The following is a 19,024-nucleotide window of genomic DNA, read 5'->3' on the forward strand; positions in this document are numbered from 1 at the left end:
TTCATATCCAAAGAGCTTTTCGTTTGGAAACAAAGTAAGGTACACTATAATGAGGTAAAATAAGATCAAGCCGTAATGATGAAGGAGGTTTTTTCATGAAAATTAAATTCATAGAACCAACGCCGAGTCCCAATTCCATGAAGCTGCATCTCGATGAAAGCCTGGATGCCGGGATCCGTAAAACATATACCCTCGACAATGAGCGGTCCGCCCCTTCCTGGATCCGGGAAATGCTGCATATTGACGGCGTGAAAAGTGTATTCCATACGCTGGATTTCGTCGCTCTTGAACGTAAAGGCAATGCCGACTGGTCGGTTATTTTGGGCGAGGTACAGGAACGTTTCGGTCAAGAAGGGATGCAGAATGCCCTACTTGAGGATGAAGCAGGTGCTGGAGAACATTTCGGCGAAGCGGAGGTGCTGGTGCAGTTCTTCCGCGGCATTCCGATGCAGATCCGGGTGAAATCTGGAACGCTGGAGGAACGGATGGCGCTATCCCAGCGCTTCACGGAAGCGGTTATGGAAGTAGCGGCGGCAACCATGATCAAGGAGCGCAAGCTGAAGGATTATGGCGTTCGCTACGGCGAGCTTCAGGAAATCGCCAAGGAAGTTGAGCAGGAGCTCGAGGCGGCCTTTCCGGAAGAACGCCTGAAGCAGGTTATCTCCCAGGCCATTGCCCATGGAGCGAGCAGCGAGGAATTCGAGGAGGAACGCCGCGAACTGAGCCTGGAAGAACTCAAGGAAGCGATGAACAGTGCGGACTGGCGTGTACGTTATGCCGCAATGGATAACATGACCCCTGCCGAAGAACATCTTCCAGTCATCAGCAAGGCGCTTCACGATGAGAAAATGCAGACACGCCGTCTAGCCGTTGTATATCTCGGCGATCTGCGTACACCCGAAGCGATGGAGCAGCTGTACGAGGCACTCAGGGACAGCTCTCCAACGGTGCGTCGTACAGCCGGGGATACACTTTCGGATATCGGTGATCCGGCGGCTACACCAGCGATGCAGGCCCTGCTTAAAGACAGCAGCAAAATTGTCCGCTGGCGCGCTGCACGTTTCCTCTACGAAGTCGGTACCGAAGAAGCCAGAGACGCTCTGGAGGATGCCGTCAATGATCCAGAGTTCGAGGTCAGTCTGCAAGCGCGGATGGCATTGGAGCGGATCGAATCCGGCGAACAGGCTGCCGGTACCGTATGGCAGCAAATGGCCAAGCGCAACCAACCCTGATCCCTGCATCCCTCTGACGTTATTACCATAATTGTCCATTGTCAGGCGTTTTACATTGCTTTACTATATAGGAACGAATTAAATACCGAAGATAACCTCATCCTGCAAAGGTGAGGTAGAGGTTGCGAAAGCGATGAGTAGCTGCAAGGAGGCGTAAGAGCCGCCGATGACTTGCAGCGAAGGGCGCTTTCGCCGAAGTGTGCGTATCAGCCCTTAAGGTCCGCATGCTGGGGCTGTATCCGAAAGGAACAGAACTGTCGCGGCCCATGACATTGTATGTCTGCCGGCCGTGGTGAGCTATCTTTCATGGATGCACGGATGCGGAAGCCAGAGGTTAACATATAAGGCCCGTAGGTACTCCATACCTGCGGGCCTTTTTGCTGGTAATCCCCTCCATGATATGCAAATATTTGAAATCATTCAGAAGGGAAGTATATTTTTTATGAGCAACAAAACACCTGCGACCTCGCTGCGGCAGAGCCTGAAAGCCCGCCATATGACGATGATTGCCCTCGGGGGCTCTATCGGCACCGGGCTTTTTCTTGCCAGCGGGAGCGCGATATCCTCCTCGGGTCCCGGCGGTGCCATTCTGGCTTATGCCGCCATTGGACTCATGGTATATTTTCTCATGACCAGTCTCGGAGAAATGGCAACCTACATGCCGGACTCCGGTTCCTTCAGCACCTACGGCAGCCGTTTTGTCAGCCCGGCCTTCGGCTTTGCTGTCGGCTGGAACTTCTGGTACAACTGGGCAGTAACGATTGCAGCCGAGCTGGCTGCCGCCACAGTTATTATTAAATACTGGCTGCCGGACTCTCCCTCTCTCTTGTGGAGCTTTCTGTTCCTGGCGTTAATGTTTGCCTTGAATGTTCTCTCCGCCAAAGGTTATGGAGAATCGGAATACTGGTTCGCTATTATCAAAATCGTCACGGTTATCATCTTTCTGGTTCTTGGCGTCATGATGATCTTTGGCGTTTTGGGCGGCAAGCCCGTCGGATTCAGCAACTTTAATCTGGGCGGCAGCCCATTCCATGGGGGCTTCTTTGCCATCATTGGCGTATTCATGGCTGCAGGCTTCTCCTTCCAGGGTACCGAGCTGATCGGTGTCGCTGCAGGGGAAAGTGAAAATCCGCGAAAGAATGTACCGCGCGCCATCCGTCAGGTTTTCTGGCGTATCCTGATTTTCTACATTTTTGCAATTGTGGTCATTGGATTCCTGATTCCTTACACCAATCCGAATTTGCTCAAGTCAGACCTGAACAACATTGGCGTCAGTCCCTTTACGCTGGTATTTGAAAAGGCGGGTCTTGCCTTTGCCGCATCCGTCATGAACGCCGTCATCTTGAGTTCTGTTCTTTCAGCCGGCAACTCCGGTATGTATTCCTCCACTCGCGTGCTTTATGCGATGGCCAAGGATGGACTTGCCCCCAAGCTTCTCGGTAAACTGAACAGCCGCGGTGTTCCGATCAATGCTTTGATCATGACGACCCTGGTCGGCATGCTGGCCTTCCTCGCCTCCCTGTTCGGAGACGGTGTTGTGTATAATTGGCTGCTGAACGCCTCCGGGATGTGCGGCTTTATCAACTGGCTCGGCATTGCGATCTGCCATTACCGGTTTCGGCGCGCTTTTATCGCTCAGGGTCATTCACTTGATGAACTGCCGTACCGGGCAAAATGGTTCCCTCTCGGCCCGATTCTTGCCTTTATTTTATGTATCATTGCTATTGCCGGCCAAAATACCGGTGCCTTCACAGGTTCGAGTATCGACTGGTACGGGATTCTGGTGTCCTACGTCAGCGTTCCGCTCTTTATCGTCATCTGGCTGGCCTATAAGTGGATTAAAGGCAGCAAGCTGATCCCCTTGAAGCAATGTAATCTGAACACGAATGAACGGCCAAATCGCTGATTTCGATAAAAAAGGGTCCCTTCCCGCTGCCATATGCAGTTCTTGAAGGGACCTTTTATTTATTCTATTTCCAGGTGACATACACCCGAAGATCATTTGTCTCATCAAGCTCGCTTTCCACATACGAAATGGAGTTGACGCCCAGCCGGTACAGATCCTGCAGATCATCCATCAAATCCTCATGGCCTCCATGATACCGGAATAATAAGGAATGTCCTTTCTCCTTAATGACTCCACGCACCTTGGTTCTCAATTGGGAGCTTGAACTTACAATCTCGGAAGGCTCATACAGCTGATATTCGAGCGCACGCTCCAGCTTCTTGTAGAAGCCTTGATGGCTGTCCTTTTGAACGATTAATTTCGTCAGCGTGTTTCTGTAGAGCGTACTCGCTGCAGGGTAGCTTTTCGTCCAGCTGTGATCCTTTTTCATCTGCACATCCGTGCGAAGGTAATAGCCCGTTCCAATCTCCCCCGCTTTGTCCGGAGCCGGGTCGTCCCAGGTCGTATCGAGATGATACCACTTCCCGTCAAGCAGAACGAGATTCCACGCATGAAGCTGGCTGATTCCCGTATCCCGCGGGGCGGCGGTCCCTTCCACAATCCGGTTGGCTATTCCGGCGTCCTTCAGCATTTTGTAGGTTAAAAGGGAATAGCCTTGGCATACCGTACTTCCGGAGCTGAGACCATCATAAGCCGTATATTTCCGCAGTGTCTCGTCATATTTCAAGTTGAGAACAATCCAGTCGTGAATCACTTTGACTTTCTCATGGTCATTCATTCCCGGCTTGATGATGCTGCCCAGAATGCTCTGAACGCGCCGGGAGACATACGCCGTCTGGGCTGCCGTTTCCCGGTAGCTCAGCTGCACACTCACATTTGCCGATTTCGTACTTCCACTGTAAGAATAGCCATAGCTCTCAATCGTGTAGTTCATGTAAGGGTCGCTTTCCAGCGCCTGTTCTAAAGCATCCTTCAGCTGTCCCTTTAACTGATTGGTCTTCCCTTGATACACAAACTGGACCTGGCTCAAACGCTGGTTCATCGCACTTAGCAATGTTTTCTGAAGCTCCTGATCGGAACGGACCACATTTGCGCTGGATGTCGTGGAAGCATACACCATTTCCCAATCAATACTAGGGGGTAACACCGCTGCGATGAGCGTACCGGTCAGCACTACCTTTGCTACCGATCTGCGTTTCCATCTCATACAGTACCCTCCCTTCTCTACATATAGGCAATGTTTGTTCGAAAACCACGCAGCCGCTTATTAGCCCTTCGAAATGACTCTATTCCTGTCTTGAGACATATATGACTTAATACGTAAATTCACCGCTTATGGGTTCATCCGGACTGCTGCTTGTACAAAACGCGCGGCGCACTGGGCAATCTCTTCCGTATTCCCCTTGGCCAAGGCCTCTTTAGGTAATAGCGAGCTGCCGATTCCGACTGCACTGGCTCCCGCCTCAAAATAATCAGCTATATTTTGAAGCGTGACACCACCGGTTGCAATCAGAGGAATATGGTTCAGCGGTCCCCGTATTTCCCGTAAATATCCTAGCCCGAGACTGGCCATCGGAAAGAGCTTGACGACCTCAGCTCCGGCATAAAATGCAGCCGCGATTTCGGTTGGTGTCATCGCCCCGGGCCATATATCAATTCCCTGCTCCAATGCAAAGCTGATTACATTCATATCCACATTCGGAGAGATTAAAAACTGGGCGCCCGCTGAGACCGCTTCTTTTGCCATATTCACATTGAGCACCGTACCGGCTCCAACATAGGCCTGTCCATCGTATGCCGAGCGCCAATCCTGTATAAAATCCAGTGCACCCGCTGTATTCATAGTCACTTCCATCAGCTTGACTCCGCCAGCTGCGAGTCCGGCCCCTGCTGCTCGGGCCTCTTCACGCTTAATTCCTCTCACAATGGCGACCAGCCTGGATGACATCAGTTCATTCGTCAGTTTCATATCTTAAGCCCCCTATCTGCCTATCTATTACAATAATTCGCAAGTGCGCATCCGTTTCCCTTCAACAGCCAGCGAAAAACCCGGATCACTTGGACGTAAAATCGCAACATTTTTTCAGCTTTTTATACGGAAATTTCTCAAGCATTTCGGTATAATAGATATATTGCTTGTGATTTTAGTCATATCCATACCTAGCGAAATGGAGCGAATGTCCGTGACTTACGTGGATACTTCCAATATATCGGCAGAAATGTTCATTACTGTGCTTTTATTTCTGATTGTCATTGCCCCTCTCTTCAGCCTAGCGATTCTTCGTTTTTTTCAGGGCAAGAAAAAAGCAGGACTGCTGCTGATCATCTCCGGTGTAGCCGCTTATCTGGTATTCCAGGTAATCATGAAATTATTTTTTGATTAGCCTTCCGGTTGGCTGGCTTCTCATAGATGAGCTAACGAAAAAAGGCAGTGTCCAGCGGACACTGCCTTTTCCTTTACAGCCGGGTCAGAGCCCGGCTTCTATGATCATTCTACCATTTCGAAGCAAGAAACCCGGAATCTCTTAAACCTGTTCGTTCAGATGCTTATCGAACTGCAGCTTGTTCATTCCAAGAACGCGGTGCTCGCCAATGACGGTCACAGGAACAGCACGCATCCCCATATCCCATACTTGCTGCGCGAATTCATCGCTTTGCTCGATGTTGCGCTCTTCGTACTCTACGCCCTTTTCTGCCAGATAACCTTTAACCTGCTTGCAGTGCGGACAGTTGGTGCTTGTATATACGATCACTTTTTCCATGTGTTTATTTCACCTCGTTGTTCATTTGCTGAATCATTTAGATCATTAAAGAACAGCTGCGTGATGCTCCAGGCTTTCGATGTACTTTTCACAGTCCATCGCTGCCATACATCCACTGCCTGCTGCTGTAATCGCTTGTCTGTAACGGGTATCCTGTACGTCGCCGCAAGCGAAGACGCCTGGAATATTGGTTTCCGAAGTTCCTGGCTGTACCGTGATATATCCATTCGCATCCGTTGTAATTTGTCCGCCCAGGAAGCCTGTGTTCGGATGGTGGCCGATCGCAACGAATACGCCGCTCGCTTCCATCAATTCCTCTTCGCCAGTCTCGTTATTCAGCACCTTCAATCCTTTTACACCACGGTCATCAGCGATAACCTCAATCGGTGTACGGTTTAGTGCCCACTCGACCTTCTCATTGCTGCGTACGCGGTCCTGCATGATTTTCGAGCCGCGCAGCTCGGTACGGCGGTGAACCAATGTCACCTTCGATGCAAAACGGGTCAGGAAGCTTGCTTCCTCAAGCGCTGAATCGCCGCCGCCAACAACCACAATTTCTTTGCCGCGGAAGAAGAATCCATCGCAGGTTGCACAAGTGCTGACACCGCGGCCAACATTATCCTGCTCGCCCGGAATGCCAAGATATTTTGCTGTAGCACCGGTTGAAATAATCAGGGTTTCAGTCTCGAACTGACCCATACCCTCCACATCAAGCTTGAATGGACGGCCGCTCAGTTCTACGCTGTTCACCCAGCCTGTACGGAATTCGGCGCCAAAGCGTTCAGCCTGCTTGCGCATATTATCCATCAATTCGGGTCCCATAATGCCTTCAGGAAAACCCGGAAAATTCTCCACTTCAGTTGTGGTCGTAAGCTGCCCCCCAGGCTGTGGCCCCTCGATGATGAGCGGGTTCAGATTGGCGCGTGCCAGATAGATGGCTGCAGTCAAGCCTGCAGGTCCTGTACCGATAATTACGGATTTATACATAAGATTTCCCTCCAAGCTCCCAGTGCCCGGAAAGTAGCCCCGCATAAGCCGGACGTACCAGGTTCACTTTTTATTTAATTTAAAATAATTATTACCTGATAATTATTATCATATAAATGGACACTTATGTCAATAGCACAAGTATACATGGGTTGATGTCGATTGTTAACAATTAAATTTATACAAATAAGGGTGGCATATACGGAATAAATTCCTCGGGTCTCCTACTCAACATCTTTATTCAATGAATAAAAGGAACTCCCGGGCAGGCTGACCGAAAGTTCCTCTCTTTTAGGAAATCATATGATTATCTTAATAACCGCAGGGCATTAAGGATGACAAGAATCGTGCTTCCTTCATGACCAACTACGCCAAATGGCAGGGCAATACCCGTCAGAAAGTTCCCGCTCATCAGCAGGACAATAACGGTGATTGCAAACACCATGTTCTGCTTGACGATCCGGCGCGCGCGGCGGGCAAGCTTGATTGTGCCGGCAATTTCTTCAATGTTATCATTCATGAGCACCACATCCGCGACCTCGAGCGCTGTGCCGCTGCCGCTCATTCCCATGCCCATCCCTACGGTCGCTGTAGCGAGTGCAGGTGCGTCATTCACACCATCACCGACCATGACGACATGCCCGTATTCCTCGCGCAGCTTTTTCACATACGTTACCTTTTCTTCAGGAAGCAGATCAGAGTAAATAAGATCGACACCAGTTTGCCGGGCGATGACCTGAGCCGTTTCGCTGCGGTCACCGGTCAGCATGGCCACCTTTACACCGATGGCTTGGAGCTTTCGCACAGCAGCCGCAGCCTGAGGACGAACCACATCCTGCAAAGCGACAAGCCCGGCTACCCTTTCCCCATCCAAAATAACTGATACGGTTTTCCCTTCCGCACCCAGAACGGTGCGCTGCTGTTTCCAGTACACGGACTCCTTGCAGTCATCCATCCGGTCCAGCACATCTGTTTTGCCGATCCGCCACTGCTTTGACCCCACTCTTCCTTCCATTCCCCAGCCGGTAACCGAAGTCACCGATTCGGCAGGCAGCAGCTCTAGCTCCTCCTCCTCGGCCTTTCTGACGATCGCTTTTGCCAAAGGATGCTCCGACAGCTGTTCCACAGAAGCGATGACAGCAAGCAGTTCCTTACGGTCGTATCCATTTGCGGCGATAATGTCTGTTACCTGCGGCTCGCCAGCAGTCAGGGTGCCTGTTTTATCAAACGCAACGACTGAGGTCAATGCCATATTTTCCATATGGGCACCGCCTTTAAACAAGATGCCGCGACGTGCCCGGTTAGAGATTGCCGACAACAAAGCAGGCATGATAGAGGCAACGAGTGCGCAAGGTGAAGCCACAACCAGAAACACCATGGCTTTATAAAAAGAGGTGCCAAAGCTCCAGCCAAGCACGAACGGAACAGCAAAGATAATGACCAAGGTAACTGCAACTACGATTTTGGCATATATCGCTTCAAAGCGCTTCATGAACCGCTCTGATTGTGGAACCTCATTCTCTGCCTCTTCTACCAAACGGATAATTTTCGCAAACACCGTAGCATCTGATGTTTGCGATACTTCGATATACAGTACACCTTCCCCATTCAATGTACCGGCAAATACTTCATCCCCCTGAGATTTGTCCATAGGCACAGACTCCCCGGTAATCGAGGATTGGTTCACGGCAGAAAATCCTTTATGAATAATCCCATCCGCCGGGATCAGTTCGCCTGGCTTAACCAGAATCAAGTCGCTGACCTTCAGTTCATCTATGGAAACCAGCGCCATTTTGCCATCTTCAATCCGGAGCGCAAGTTCTGGCTTAAGGGCCATCAAGGAGGAGATGTCTTTTTTGCTCCGCTCCATGGTATAGCTTTCAAGCGCGCCGCTCAGCGCAAAGATAAAGATCAGCATCGCCCCTTCATTCCAGTAGCCGATACTGGCAGCACCCAGCGCGGCAGCTACCATGAGCAGATTCACGTCCAGCTCCCGCTCTTTGATGAGTGTCTCCATTCCCTCCTTGGCTTTAAGCCATCCCCCAGCCGCATAGGACAGAATGTACAGCACGACCGAAATCGCGGCTGAGGCGTAGCCTGCAGCCCAGCCTCCAAGCATAAGCACACCACTCAGTATGGCTGCCTGCATTTCAGGATTGCGCAGCATCCCCTGGATATCGAAACGTCTCTTGCGATTAGGATTCGGTTCTTTTAGACTGCCGGAAGCAGGACCTTGTTTTGCGATTTGGGCTGAGATCTTTTGAATATTTTCCATATGGTTCACCTTCCTAATTGAGAATGAAAAGCATTATTAGTACCCTTAAAACAGCACATGCTGCTCCAGATTAGCCGGAGCAGCATGTTTTAATGAAGGACGTGTCCACGTCCAATTGAGAATGATAATCATTTTTGCATCAATACAATTGTTTTTCCTTAGTGCAACTTTATGCTAATATTATATGCCGGGCTGCATGAATTGTAAACTTGTTTTTTACGCTTACACACAAAAAAACCTGAATACGAAAGATGCAGTTCAAGGCATCCCTCATATTCAGGCAATTGAACACCAACAAATGAAGTCCGGTGCATAACTCATGTTCAGGTCTATGTAAAATTCTATCCTTCACAATAATATCTATTCGCTCCGTCCGCTTCTTCCTGCAGCTCCAACTGCGCCGCGGCCAAGCGGAATGCGGCTATACCCTCGGATAGCATGCTGACCTCATTCACATCCATTCGGTACAGTTCCGGCAGATCAGCCGCATTTTGCAATCCTGATAAACGAAGCGGGATATGCGGCCTAACTTTTCGTATGGATTCTACCTTTGTTTCTAAGCTCCCGATCATACTCTCAGACCATGAATGGCCGGAATGGCTGAGTGGACTGCTGTCCAATACGATCAGATCTGCGTACCGGGCCAGGTCCGTGGCCACTCCCTCACTAACATCGGCTCTCATCAATGCACCGATCCTATAAGTTACCGCCCGGCGCTGATGACATAATGTTTCCTCGGCTACCCGCTCAATCAATTCATATGCATGAGTCCATTCCTCTGTATCCGCAGGATACGGGATCAGAATTTCCAAACGGTTCTCCATTCCCTGACGATAACAAGCCAGTGCCGCACGGAATAAAGCTTCAAGCTGAATATCACGCAAATCCAGAAGATACACTTCTTCCAGTGGATTTTCTGGAGTCAGATCAGCACCAGACACCAAAGCAACACCCAGCACCCCTTCATCAAGATGATGAAGCATCGTTTCGATATGCCCTTTCCACCGGTATAACAACCGTTCCCTCAATACTATACTTGGATGCTGCACGCCGCTGTGATCGGAAGAGTACTGCAGAGCCCATTCTTCAAAGATTTCTTTGAGATGTCCGTTTCTGAGCCAATGATCCTCACGAAGCAGCAGCAAGCCTGTCGTCCCTGTCAAGCAGTCTGATTGTTCCAGCGGATAAGCCACATTTTCGGCAAAAATCTTCAAACTGCGCACCTCATCGCTCCATTTCAATAAGCGCTCCGGCGCTCCCCGATCCATTTGTTCCCTTGAAAAAGGTCCGGACTCCCGCAAAATGGCACCGATTGAAAAGGGATCCGCCGCGAGAATCGCCTCTTCCTTTGTCATGGATCCAATCAGGGTCAGCTCCACAAGCGAAGCGATTTCCGGCAAGGAGCATGCCCGTGCCTGCCCTTCATCCTGCAACGACTTCCTCTCATCCCGCTGATTTACCGGATAAAACGTTTCCACAAAAGCAGACATAGAGCAGGAGCCGCTTTGGCAGCAGTTCTTCTGACACCGATCACTCTTCATTTTTGGCTGTCCACCCTCTTTTCCCGGAAAAAGTGAGCCCGTTGGCATCGAGCCCTACCATACAGAATATTAGCTCCAGGTGAGAAATATACAGAATTTGCGCGGTAGTTGGCCTTTTTCTCTTAAATTCAGACCTTACGTACACCGCGAACAAATCGAAATAAGAGTTCCCGTGAACCTGCTTATCTACTAAAAAGAAAAAAACCGCTCAACAGAGCGGTTCCTTGGCTTCACTTATTTATATATTATTGCTGGCTGGCTGTAATCGCCTGCTCCAGATCATACAAAATATCATCGATAGCTTCCGTACCGATGGACAAGCGCAGCATTTCCGGATTGACACCGGCTGCAATCTGCTCTTCTTCGGACAGCTGTTGATGCGTTGTGCTCGCCGGGTGGATGATGAGAGACTTGGAATCGCCTACGTTGGCGAGGTGGGAGAACAGCTTAACATTCTCGATGACTTTGCGTCCCGCTTCTTTTCCGCCCTTGATACCAAACGTCAAGATCGCACCCTGTCCCTTAGGCAGATATTTCTGTGCCAGCTCATAAGATGGATGACTCGGAAGCCCTGCATAGCTTACCCATTCGACCGCATCGTGGCTTTCCAGATACTGCGCAACCTTAAGGGCATTTGAACTGTGACGATCCATGCGTAGATGCAATGTTTCAAGACCCTGCAGCAGCATCCATGAGTTGAATGGAGAAATCGTGGCACCCATGTCACGAAGCAGCTGTACGCGTGCTTTGATAATATAAGCCATTGGTCCAACAGCTTCCGTATATACGACGCCATGGTAGCTTGGATCCGGTTCAGTCAGTCCCGGGAATTTACCGCTCTTTGCCCAGTCAAATTTACCGCCGTCCACAATCACGCCGCCAATGGATGTACCATGGCCGCCGATGAATTTGGTAGCCGAATGCACGACAACATCCGCGCCATGCTCAATCGGACGCAGCAGATACGGGCTTGGGAAGGTATTATCCAGGATCAGCGGAACACCATGCTCATGAGCTATATTGGCAACAGCCTCAATATCCAGCACATCCCCTTTAGGGTTACCAATCGTTTCGGCATACAGCGCTTTGGTATTCTCGTTGATTGCTGCGCGGAAGTTCTCCGGATCGCTTGCATCGACGAAATGCACTTTAATGCCGAGCTTTGCCAGTGTTGTAGAGAACAGGTTATACGTGCCGCCATACAGTGTGGAGGATGATACGATCTCATCACCTGCACCAGCGATATTCAGTACGGAGAAGGTGATCGCCGCCTGTCCGGATGAAGTCGCCAATGCGCCAACCCCGCCTTCCAGTGCAGCCACGCGCTGCTCAAACACATCGGTTGTCGGATTCATCAAGCGTGTATAAATATTGCCGAATTCCTTAAGCGCAAACAAATTGGCTGCATGATCAGTATCTTTGAAGCCGTATGAAGTCGTTTGATACAGCGGCACTGCGCGTGAAAGCGTCGTTGGATCAATTTCCTGACCCGCATGCACGGCTAAGGTTTCAAATGATAATGGGCGTTCGTTGGACATGGGTAAATCCTCCCTTTTCTCGCATGTAAAAATAGTCGCTAGCGCGCGATTTTTTTCATATTTTCTCATACTTCCCAGCGTTTGAAAAGGTAAAAAATGATAATTCCTATTAATTTAATATGATTTAGGCAGTCAGCCAATTCCCAGCAGGTCGGATACCAGTGATAACACCAGCAGTCCAGCCATAATTATACTCGTCCAAAGGGCACGGCCTGATCGTGAATTCCCCGCTGCGCTGCCCAAACCAGCTTTAGCCCGTATCTGTAAAGAGCGGTAGTACATCACAGCGCCCGCGGCAATGAGAAGAATCTCTAGCAATATACTGATATAAGGCCATTTCCATAGTCCGAAACCCAGTAACGGCAAATGCCCAAGGTTCCCCGGTAATATGGGTAGATCACTGCGGTGTACCAAGAAATCAAGCAGCCAATGGCTAAACACCAGCGTGCCCATCACAACCCCACTCCGTTTACCCCAGAACTTCCAGGCGAACACACTGGCAAGAAGGGAAATAAGCAATGCTCCGGCCAAGGAATGCGTATAATCCGCATGAATAACCGATGCGCCGTATCCTCCTTCCCCCACGGGAACGATCGTTTCAACTCCGGTCAGAAGCAGAGGCACAAAAATGACATCCAGCAGCTGCGTACCAAGCATTAAAGCCCACAGCGGTGTCTCAGGCTGTCTGGATTTCACGGCAGCGGCGAGACCAAAATGTCCTGCAAACATCGTTATTCCCCCTCTTTCCGGATTGCCTGTGGAATTCGCGAATCAAGCCAACCACAGACTCCCGAGAATAAAATCACCAGTACGATAAAGCTCATATGGAGCAACTCCTTTACGGATCCGTTATCCGATTGATTTTTTCTCCCGAAAACCAAGCAGCAGAACCTCAAATGCTTCATCAAAGGTATCAGCCAGACGCCGCAACAGCTCCTCTGCCGTCTCCTCGGAATATTGATAGGTTCCCACAACACCGTGAAGCATGTAAAAATAAATACGGGTGCTGGCAAGCAGGCGCTCACTTCCATCCTGTAAGCCCGTGCAATTCCTTACTGCCTGCATCAACTGAGCGAACAGCAAATTTCTGATCTGGTTAATCTCCATTTCCGGAGCGGCTTCATCCACACGAACGGATTTAATCTCAAAAAATATTCTGTACATATTTCGGTTCAGCAGACAAAACCGGATAAACAGCTGACTGATGTGTTTTAAAATCGAATCCGGTTCCCCTTCTTCCAGCAGCAGATCCCCGATCGTCTGTTTTAATTCCAGTAATGAAGGCATGGAAAGCTGGTTCAGCAGGGCCTCCTTATCCTCAAAATAAATGTAAATCGTCGTGTGGGAACAATTTGCCTCCTTGGCAATCTCGCGCATGGTTACTGCATCATATCCTCTGGCTGCAAACAGCTGGCCGGCAGCGTTCAATATATCCCGCTTGGTGTCCTCCGAACGAACATGTTTTTTTCTAGGCATTAGGTCAGAAATTCCTTTCTTGTTCGTCGCTTATTTTAAATAACCACTGGTTACTTATGATTATGGATATAATATAACCAATGGTTATTTATTAGTCAATACCTTTTCAGCCTAAAATTGTAAATGATTTTCGCGCAAAAAAAACAGCCGCATAAACGGCTGCCCTAAAAAAGAATCCTGAGAGTATTGAGAGAGTTGCTGATGCCGAATTATACAAAAATTTGCATAATTCTATCAATTGATAAGTAGTAGCTTAATTTATATAAGCTAACCTTTCAAAAGTGCAGAGAAAAGCATAGCTCTTTCTTCCTAACATTGTCAAGCGCGCGCTCGTACAAACGAAGGAAAAAAACTTATTTTACCGCTTCACGCAACGAATAGCAGCGTTTATCGTATACTATTATTGACGATCGATTGTTTACCAACTACCATGTCACTATACGAGGCTTATTTGAATTAATGGGTTACTTTACGTTAACAATCATTCCGTTATATGCAGGAGGGTGATTTAGCTTGCATTCTTCATCCAAAGAACTAGCTAACCGATATTGTGAACTTATGGATAGGCTGCCGCGTCTTATTGACTATACGGGTATTGTCCGGCAGATGAAGCTAAGCACTACTGAAGCGTTCATTCTGCAATATCTGCAAAATAACGGCAGTCAGCGCGGCACCGACATCGTGAAGGTGACGGGTCTAACAACAAGCGCTATAACGCAAATTTGCGACAAACTGGTACAAGAAGAACTGATTGAACGCAACCGCTCTGAAGCAGACCGGCGCTATGTGAACATTACGATTACGGGTAAAGGCTCGCATGTTCTTAAACAATTGTCCGATATGAGCTCGGAACGTATTGTTGAAACGGTGGATCAATTTACAAATGAAGAGACGGACGAGCTGCTTGAGACCATTCGCCAATTGGGCGAATTGATCGAATACCAGCGGAAACACCGCGAATAAATCCCGTACCGCCCTCTCATCCGCTCAGCGGACATTGTTCTCGGATTTCCGAATATACGGCTACCCGGCAGCGGGAGCGCTAAATCATGAAAAAGAACAACATTGTAGCCAGCCTTTAGGGCAGCAACAAGGTTGTTCTTTTTGTCATATATCAGAGGATCCGGCTGCCGAATAAGGAGCCGATTAGCTCCACAGCCAGCTTCGACGTCTGATTATTCCGGTCCAGGAGCGGATTCACCTCTACAAACTCGGCAGAAGTAATCCGTCCGGATTCACTCAGGAGCTCAAGTGAAAGATGTGCCTCTCGATAGCTGAGTCCGCCTCTGACAGGCGTCCCCGTACCTGGTGCCTCAATCGGATCAACGCTGTCGATGTCAAAGCTGAGATGTACCCCATCGGTACCGTTACCAGCGATTCGAAGTGCTTCAAGCACCACCTTCTCAATACCGAGACGGTCAATTTCATGCATAGTAAAGCAGGTCAGCCCGGTGGAACGGATCAGTGCTTTCTCATCCCGATCCAAATCCCTGGCTCCAATAATCACACAGTTTTCCGGTTTTAGGGGTATTGCACCTTCCACGATCTGCCTGAGCTTGATATGGGAAAGTCCCAAACCGACCGCAAGGGAAATGCCATGCATGTTCCCTGATGGACTTGTCAATTCCGTATTCAAATCCGAGTGCGCATCGACCCAAATCACGCCCATATTGCTGTAATGCCGCGTTAATCCGGCCAAAGACCCCATCGCAATACTGTGATCTCCACCCAGAACCAGCGGAATATGTCCGGCAGCCACGGTCTCGTAGACAGCCTCTCCAAGCTGGCCGGACACAGCCAATACTTCCTCGAAATGCTTCATTTTGGTTCCTGCCGGGGAATGGACACCATCTGGAAGGCGGATGCATTGATCCGCCTCAACTTCATATCCAAGACCCTGCAGCTTTTTCACCAGGCCGAATTTCAACATGCTATCCGGACCGTTCTCGCTTCCGGGCCGCCCTGCGCCTAACCCAAACGGTACCCGGATGATTGAAATGGATTGCTGAACCATTCTTCTTCAAGCCTCCCCTTGACTGGCAAACACCTCTTCAATCCGGCTCAGAGCAAAGTCCAGCTCTTCTTCCGTGATGACCAGAGGCGGCGCCAGCCGAATGGTCGTCTCATGCGTTTCCTTACACAGAAGTCCGATCCTTGCCAGTGCTTCGCAGTATGGCCTTGCGGGCACGGAGAGCTGGATCCCGATCAACAGGCCGCGTCCACGGACTGAAACAATATCGGGATGCGTGATGGATGTAAGCTTTTTCATAAAATAACGTCCAAGCTCCTCGGACCGCTCCACCAGTCTTTCCTCTTCCATGACATCCAGTGCCGCCAGCGCCACTGCACAGGCCAACGGATTACCCCCGAAGGTGGAGCCATGCGAGCCTGGTTCGAAAACATTCATGATTGCATCATCCGCGGCAACCGCCGAAATTGGAATCACACCGCCTCCAAGCGCCTTGCCCAGGATGTACACATCCGGCACCACAGCCTCCCAATCACAGGCGAATTTTTTGCCCGTACGTCCGAAGCCCGTCTGGATCTCATCAGCAATAAACAGCACGCCCTGCTGGCGGCAAAGCTCATATGCCTCGGATAAAAATCGCTCCGGAGGTATGATAATCCCTGCTTCTCCCTGCACCGGCTCCACCAGAAAAGCAGCCGTATCCGGCGTAATTGCGGCCCGGAGTGCTTCAAGATCACCATATGGAACACTTTTGAATCCCGGCGTAAACGGACCGAAATCCTGTTTGTATGCCGCTTCCGTTGAGAAAGACGTAATGGTTAATGTCCGTCCATGAAAATTGCCATCGCAGACAATGATCTCCGCTCGATTCTCCTCCACTCCTTTGATCCGGTAAGCCCAGCGTCTCGCCATTTTCAGTGCAGTTTCCACCGCTTCCGCCCCGGAATTCATCGCAAGAATTTTGTCTTTTCCGGCAAATTCCGCAAGCCTTCGCACAAACTGTGCAAGCGTCTCACTATGAAACGCTCTTGAGGTCAGCGTCACTTTCTCCGCCTGCTCTTTCAGCGCCTGTATGATCTTGGGGTGCCGGTGACCGTGATTCAACGCGGAATATGCGCTCAGCATATCAAGATAACGACGGCCTCCCGCATCCTCGACCCATACCCCTTCAGCCCTCTCGATGACAATCGGGAGCGGAAGGTAATTACTCGCGCTGTACCTCTCCATCATTTGCAGGACTTGTTCCGTTGTGGCCATAGCTGCACATCCCATCATGTAAACTTTTCACCCTGCTACGTTCCTATCTTATTGGCGAAAACCTCATTTCATGATTTGTGAATTTTTGTACATAAAAAACAGCAAAAAAAACACCGTCTTCCTCCGCTTGCCGCATGAAGAAGATCGGTGCTCTTTGATTCAAACACTACAAACGGGAATTCACCCCGCCAATAGATTATTTTTTGGACTCCAGCGTTTCCAGATACTCGGATATCTCTGACGGTGTCTTCGCGAATTTGCTGTGCAGATGGGCCAGCTTCTCACCGTTCTTGTATACCAGAAGACTCGGAATTCCGCGCACATCGTTTTTGCTGGTGATATCCTCGAACTGCTCCACATCCATGGCATAGAATTCTTTATCCGAATGCTTCGCCATGATGTCTGGCAGAAATTTGTCCAGCGTCTTGCAGTCCGGACACCAGGTTGCGTCATATTTAATGACGGTTAGTCCGTCTCGGTTGATCAAATCCTCGTATTGCTTTTCCGTTTGAATACGTTCCATCTCTGTTATCCCCTTTACCCGTCGTCTTTGGCGGCTTCCTAGAGAAGCTTGGGTTTCGGGATGCAATGACATGCATCACACCCGAACCGTTATCTTATTTTAGCCGTTTATGACATGGTTTGCAAAAGGATTACATGGAATGCATTTCATGACCGGAAGATGGCGGTTCGCCTGCGGAAGGACTGTGGCCCAACCAGGCGGCAACGCACAAGATGACTACCGGAAGCACTATATAAATCATCCAGAAGGATGTACGGACAGGTGCCGCTGGTAAAGCGCTCCTTTTTTCTTTGACTGAGCTCACAGCCGCCACCGGCTCCCCTTCCCGATGCTTGCGATCATGTATCAGGTAGATGACCAGCGCAGTTACCGCAATAAACATGGCATCCATGATGAACAGCATGACATCCCACTGCCGCTTCGGGATCATCTCTCCCAGCATCGCGCCATGCACGCCACCCATGATTCCTCCACCAATCCCTTCTACAACGGCCAGCAGACTCAAGGGTCTGCCGATCAGATAGCCGATCAGGAAGCAAAAGAGGATTGATATCCCAGTGGACACCACCAGGCTCTGCGCAAACAGCATGCCGAGAATGACGCCAATCGTCAAATTCGACATGAGCCCTGTCGTCATCGCCACTACCATACCTGTCATATTCGTCAAAATATGACGGTTAAGTTGAACGAACATAATGCATAGCACCGTATAAATGAAGACAATCAATATACTTATGTTCAACAGCATTCGCATGGCCCCTTTCGCCCGGGTGCTGCAGTTAAACCTCCAAGACTGCTTTCCATAACTGTCTGCTGCAACTGCGGCGCCTTCCCTTCCGCTCTCTGAAGCTTATTCAGCAGATCTTATCTTTATGCTGATAACTCGTAAAAGCATAAAAGGAAAGCCCCGCTTTTTTATGCGGCCGCTCTCCTCATTTCATACGTTACGGATATATTTTCTCCCCGTTTTCGAGCATGCGGATGAACTCATCCACTTTTCTTTTGCGGGTCTCAGGCTTCTTCGCGTTTTTGATCCGGAACGTGATCGCAAATTTGTTTTGGCTGTTCAAGGTCTCATAAAATGCCTTCGCGTCCGGATGCTCGGCAAAGGCGGCCTCCAATTCCTCCGGCAGCGTGCTACGGCTTTGAGATTCATACGCCGCTTCCCAGCGACCGTTGTTTCTGGCCGTCTCGACCGCCTGAAGGCCCGCAGGCTTCATCCGCCCTTCCTCCGTCAAACGCTGGACCTTTTCCCGGTTCACCTGTGACCAGATACTGTCTTTCCCTCGGGGTCCAAAGCGCTGAATCCAGCTTTTTTCATCCAGCTTTTCCTTGCGGCTGTCAATCCAGCCGTAGCAAATCGCGCTGTCCAGCGCTTCGTCATAGCTCACGGAATCAAACCCCGAATTCTTCTTGGCAATCTGCAGCCTGACCCCCTTCGAAAGATGATGGTTCTGATCCAGCCAAGCCTCCCAGTCAGACTGACTCTCACATAACAGCAGCGGCCATTCCGCTTGTCCTTCTGCTTTCTTCATCCTCACACGACTCCCTTCCTTAT

At 49.8% G+C, this 19,024-nt stretch carries 18 protein-coding genes and 1 riboswitch; of the genes, 4 read left to right on the forward strand and 14 right to left on the reverse strand.

Translation table 11 applies throughout. The features are described from left to right. Positions 1–95 precede the first annotated feature (95 nt). Together E6W40_RS28490 and E6W40_RS28495 are read left to right on the forward strand one after the other, a co-directional pair. Complete coding sequence (locus E6W40_RS28490; RefSeq protein ID WP_136609001.1) at positions 96–1,232, forward strand: virulence factor; 1,137 nt, start codon at positions 96–98, stop codon at positions 1,230–1,232. 108 nt (positions 1,233–1,340) lie between these two features. Further along, positions 1,341–1,540: riboswitch (Lysine riboswitch) on the forward strand. Between the two features lie 134 nt (positions 1,541–1,674). Next, a complete protein-coding gene (locus E6W40_RS28495) occupies positions 1,675–3,138 on the forward strand; it encodes an amino acid permease (protein WP_136609002.1) in 1,464 nt (487 codons plus the stop codon). A 64-nt stretch (positions 3,139–3,202) separates the two neighbouring features. On the opposite strand, the gene E6W40_RS28500 is transcribed toward E6W40_RS28495, so the two are convergent. Beyond that, on the reverse strand, positions 3,203–4,345 hold the full coding sequence (locus tag E6W40_RS28500; protein WP_136609003.1) for a transglutaminase domain-containing protein: 1,143 nt from the start codon (positions 4,343–4,345) through the stop codon (positions 3,203–3,205). Positions 4,346–4,471: 126 nt separating this feature from the next. Beyond that, on the reverse strand, positions 4,472–5,107 hold the full coding sequence (locus tag E6W40_RS28505) for a bifunctional 4-hydroxy-2-oxoglutarate aldolase/2-dehydro-3-deoxy-phosphogluconate aldolase (protein ID WP_136609004.1): 636 nt from the start codon (positions 5,105–5,107) through the stop codon (positions 4,472–4,474). 214 nt (positions 5,108–5,321) lie between these two features. Between E6W40_RS28505 and E6W40_RS28510 the strand changes: the two genes are divergently transcribed. Next, positions 5,322–5,522: a hypothetical protein gene (locus tag E6W40_RS28510; RefSeq protein ID WP_136609069.1), complete on the forward strand. Its 201-nt coding sequence runs from the start codon at positions 5,322–5,324 to the stop codon at positions 5,520–5,522. Positions 5,523–5,663: 141 nt separating this feature from the next. On the opposite strand, the gene E6W40_RS28515 is transcribed toward E6W40_RS28510, so the two are convergent. The 7 genes from E6W40_RS28515 to E6W40_RS28545 all read right to left on the reverse strand — a co-directional run bounded on the left by E6W40_RS28515 (position 5,664) and on the right by E6W40_RS28545 (position 13,717). After that, positions 5,664–5,900 carry a glutaredoxin family protein gene (locus tag E6W40_RS28515; protein ID WP_136609005.1) on the reverse strand — a complete coding sequence of 79 codons (237 nt, stop codon included), beginning with the start codon at positions 5,898–5,900 and terminating at the stop codon, positions 5,664–5,666. Between the two features lie 45 nt (positions 5,901–5,945). Beyond that, positions 5,946–6,887, reverse strand: a complete 942-nt coding sequence (trxB, locus tag E6W40_RS28520; protein ID WP_136609006.1) for a thioredoxin-disulfide reductase — start codon at positions 6,885–6,887, stop codon at positions 5,946–5,948. Between the two features lie 307 nt (positions 6,888–7,194). Next, complete coding sequence (locus E6W40_RS28525) at positions 7,195–9,162, reverse strand: heavy metal translocating P-type ATPase (RefSeq protein ID WP_136609007.1); 1,968 nt, start codon at positions 9,160–9,162, stop codon at positions 7,195–7,197. 341 nt (positions 9,163–9,503) lie between these two features. Beyond that, the gene (locus tag E6W40_RS28530; RefSeq protein WP_136609008.1) at positions 9,504–10,703 is read right to left on the reverse strand and encodes a hypothetical protein; all 1,200 of its coding nucleotides are present in this window, start codon (positions 10,701–10,703) and stop codon (positions 9,504–9,506) included. Positions 10,704–10,948: 245 nt separating this feature from the next. Beyond that, positions 10,949–12,241, reverse strand: a complete 1,293-nt coding sequence (locus E6W40_RS28535) for a homocysteine synthase (RefSeq protein WP_136609009.1) — start codon at positions 12,239–12,241, stop codon at positions 10,949–10,951. Between the two features lie 132 nt (positions 12,242–12,373). After that, the gene (locus tag E6W40_RS28540; protein WP_136609010.1) at positions 12,374–12,970 is read right to left on the reverse strand and encodes a permease; all 597 of its coding nucleotides are present in this window, start codon (positions 12,968–12,970) and stop codon (positions 12,374–12,376) included. 120 nt (positions 12,971–13,090) lie between these two features. Next, positions 13,091–13,717 carry a TetR/AcrR family transcriptional regulator gene (locus E6W40_RS28545; RefSeq protein WP_136609011.1) on the reverse strand — a complete coding sequence of 209 codons (627 nt, stop codon included), beginning with the start codon at positions 13,715–13,717 and terminating at the stop codon, positions 13,091–13,093. Between the two features lie 513 nt (positions 13,718–14,230). Here E6W40_RS28545 and E6W40_RS28550 point away from each other — a divergent pair. Continuing rightward, complete coding sequence (locus E6W40_RS28550) at positions 14,231–14,680, forward strand: MarR family winged helix-turn-helix transcriptional regulator (protein ID WP_136609012.1); 450 nt, start codon at positions 14,231–14,233, stop codon at positions 14,678–14,680. A gap of 151 nt (positions 14,681–14,831) precedes the next feature. Here E6W40_RS28550 and rocF read toward each other — a convergent pair whose 3' ends face one another. The 5 genes from rocF to E6W40_RS28575 all read right to left on the reverse strand — a co-directional run bounded on the left by rocF (position 14,832) and on the right by E6W40_RS28575 (position 19,001). Continuing rightward, complete coding sequence (gene rocF / locus E6W40_RS28555) at positions 14,832–15,731, reverse strand: arginase (RefSeq protein ID WP_136609013.1); 900 nt, start codon at positions 15,729–15,731, stop codon at positions 14,832–14,834. A gap of 6 nt (positions 15,732–15,737) precedes the next feature. Beyond that, positions 15,738–16,943 carry an ornithine--oxo-acid transaminase gene (locus E6W40_RS28560; RefSeq protein WP_136609014.1) on the reverse strand — a complete coding sequence of 402 codons (1,206 nt, stop codon included), beginning with the start codon at positions 16,941–16,943 and terminating at the stop codon, positions 15,738–15,740. Positions 16,944–17,139: 196 nt separating this feature from the next. Then, the gene (locus tag E6W40_RS28565; protein ID WP_136609015.1) at positions 17,140–17,466 is read right to left on the reverse strand and encodes a thioredoxin family protein; all 327 of its coding nucleotides are present in this window, start codon (positions 17,464–17,466) and stop codon (positions 17,140–17,142) included. A 130-nt stretch (positions 17,467–17,596) separates the two neighbouring features. Next, complete coding sequence (locus tag E6W40_RS28570; RefSeq protein WP_136609016.1) at positions 17,597–18,214, reverse strand: hypothetical protein; 618 nt, start codon at positions 18,212–18,214, stop codon at positions 17,597–17,599. Between the two features lie 196 nt (positions 18,215–18,410). Then, positions 18,411–19,001 (reverse strand): YdeI/OmpD-associated family protein, encoded by a 591-nt coding sequence (locus E6W40_RS28575; RefSeq protein ID WP_136609017.1) that lies wholly within the window; start codon positions 18,999–19,001, stop codon positions 18,411–18,413. Positions 19,002–19,024: the final 23 nt, after the last annotated feature.

This window comes from Paenibacillus dokdonensis (genome assembly GCF_004916975.1).
GTDB lineage: Bacteria > Bacillota > Bacilli > Paenibacillales > Paenibacillaceae > Paenibacillus_AQ > Paenibacillus_AQ dokdonensis.

Coding starts and splice junctions, on each gene's coding strand:
- E6W40_RS28530 (WP_136609008.1), bottom strand. CDS start 10,703: ATGAAGAGTGATCGGTGTCAGAAGAACTGCTGCCAAAGCGGCTCCTGC.
- E6W40_RS28490 (WP_136609001.1), top strand. CDS start 96: ATGAAAATTAAATTCATAGAACCAACGCCGAGTCCCAATTCCATGAAG.
- E6W40_RS28535 (WP_136609009.1), bottom strand. CDS start 12,241: ATGTCCAACGAACGCCCATTATCATTTGAAACCTTAGCCGTGCATGCG.
- E6W40_RS28525 (WP_136609007.1), bottom strand. CDS start 9,162: ATGGAAAATATTCAAAAGATCTCAGCCCAAATCGCAAAACAAGGTCCT.
- E6W40_RS28500 (WP_136609003.1), bottom strand. CDS start 4,345: ATGAGATGGAAACGCAGATCGGTAGCAAAGGTAGTGCTGACCGGTACG.
- E6W40_RS28560 (WP_136609014.1), bottom strand. CDS start 16,943: ATGGCCACAACGGAACAAGTCCTGCAAATGATGGAGAGGTACAGCGCG.
- E6W40_RS28545 (WP_136609011.1), bottom strand. CDS start 13,717: ATGCCTAGAAAAAAACATGTTCGTTCGGAGGACACCAAGCGGGATATA.
- E6W40_RS28540 (WP_136609010.1), bottom strand. CDS start 12,970: ATGTTTGCAGGACATTTTGGTCTCGCCGCTGCCGTGAAATCCAGACAG.
- E6W40_RS28570 (WP_136609016.1), bottom strand. CDS start 18,214: ATGCTGTTGAACATAAGTATATTGATTGTCTTCATTTATACGGTGCTA.
- E6W40_RS28565 (WP_136609015.1), bottom strand. CDS start 17,466: ATGGAACGTATTCAAACGGAAAAGCAATACGAGGATTTGATCAACCGA.
- E6W40_RS28515 (WP_136609005.1), bottom strand. CDS start 5,900: ATGGAAAAAGTGATCGTATATACAAGCACCAACTGTCCGCACTGCAAG.
- E6W40_RS28495 (WP_136609002.1), top strand. CDS start 1,675: ATGAGCAACAAAACACCTGCGACCTCGCTGCGGCAGAGCCTGAAAGCC.
- E6W40_RS28575 (WP_136609017.1), bottom strand. CDS start 19,001: ATGAAGAAAGCAGAAGGACAAGCGGAATGGCCGCTGCTGTTATGTGAG.
- trxB (WP_136609006.1), bottom strand. CDS start 6,887: ATGTATAAATCCGTAATTATCGGTACAGGACCTGCAGGCTTGACTGCA.
- E6W40_RS28505 (WP_136609004.1), bottom strand. CDS start 5,107: ATGAAACTGACGAATGAACTGATGTCATCCAGGCTGGTCGCCATTGTG.
- rocF (WP_136609013.1), bottom strand. CDS start 15,731: ATGGTTCAGCAATCCATTTCAATCATCCGGGTACCGTTTGGGTTAGGC.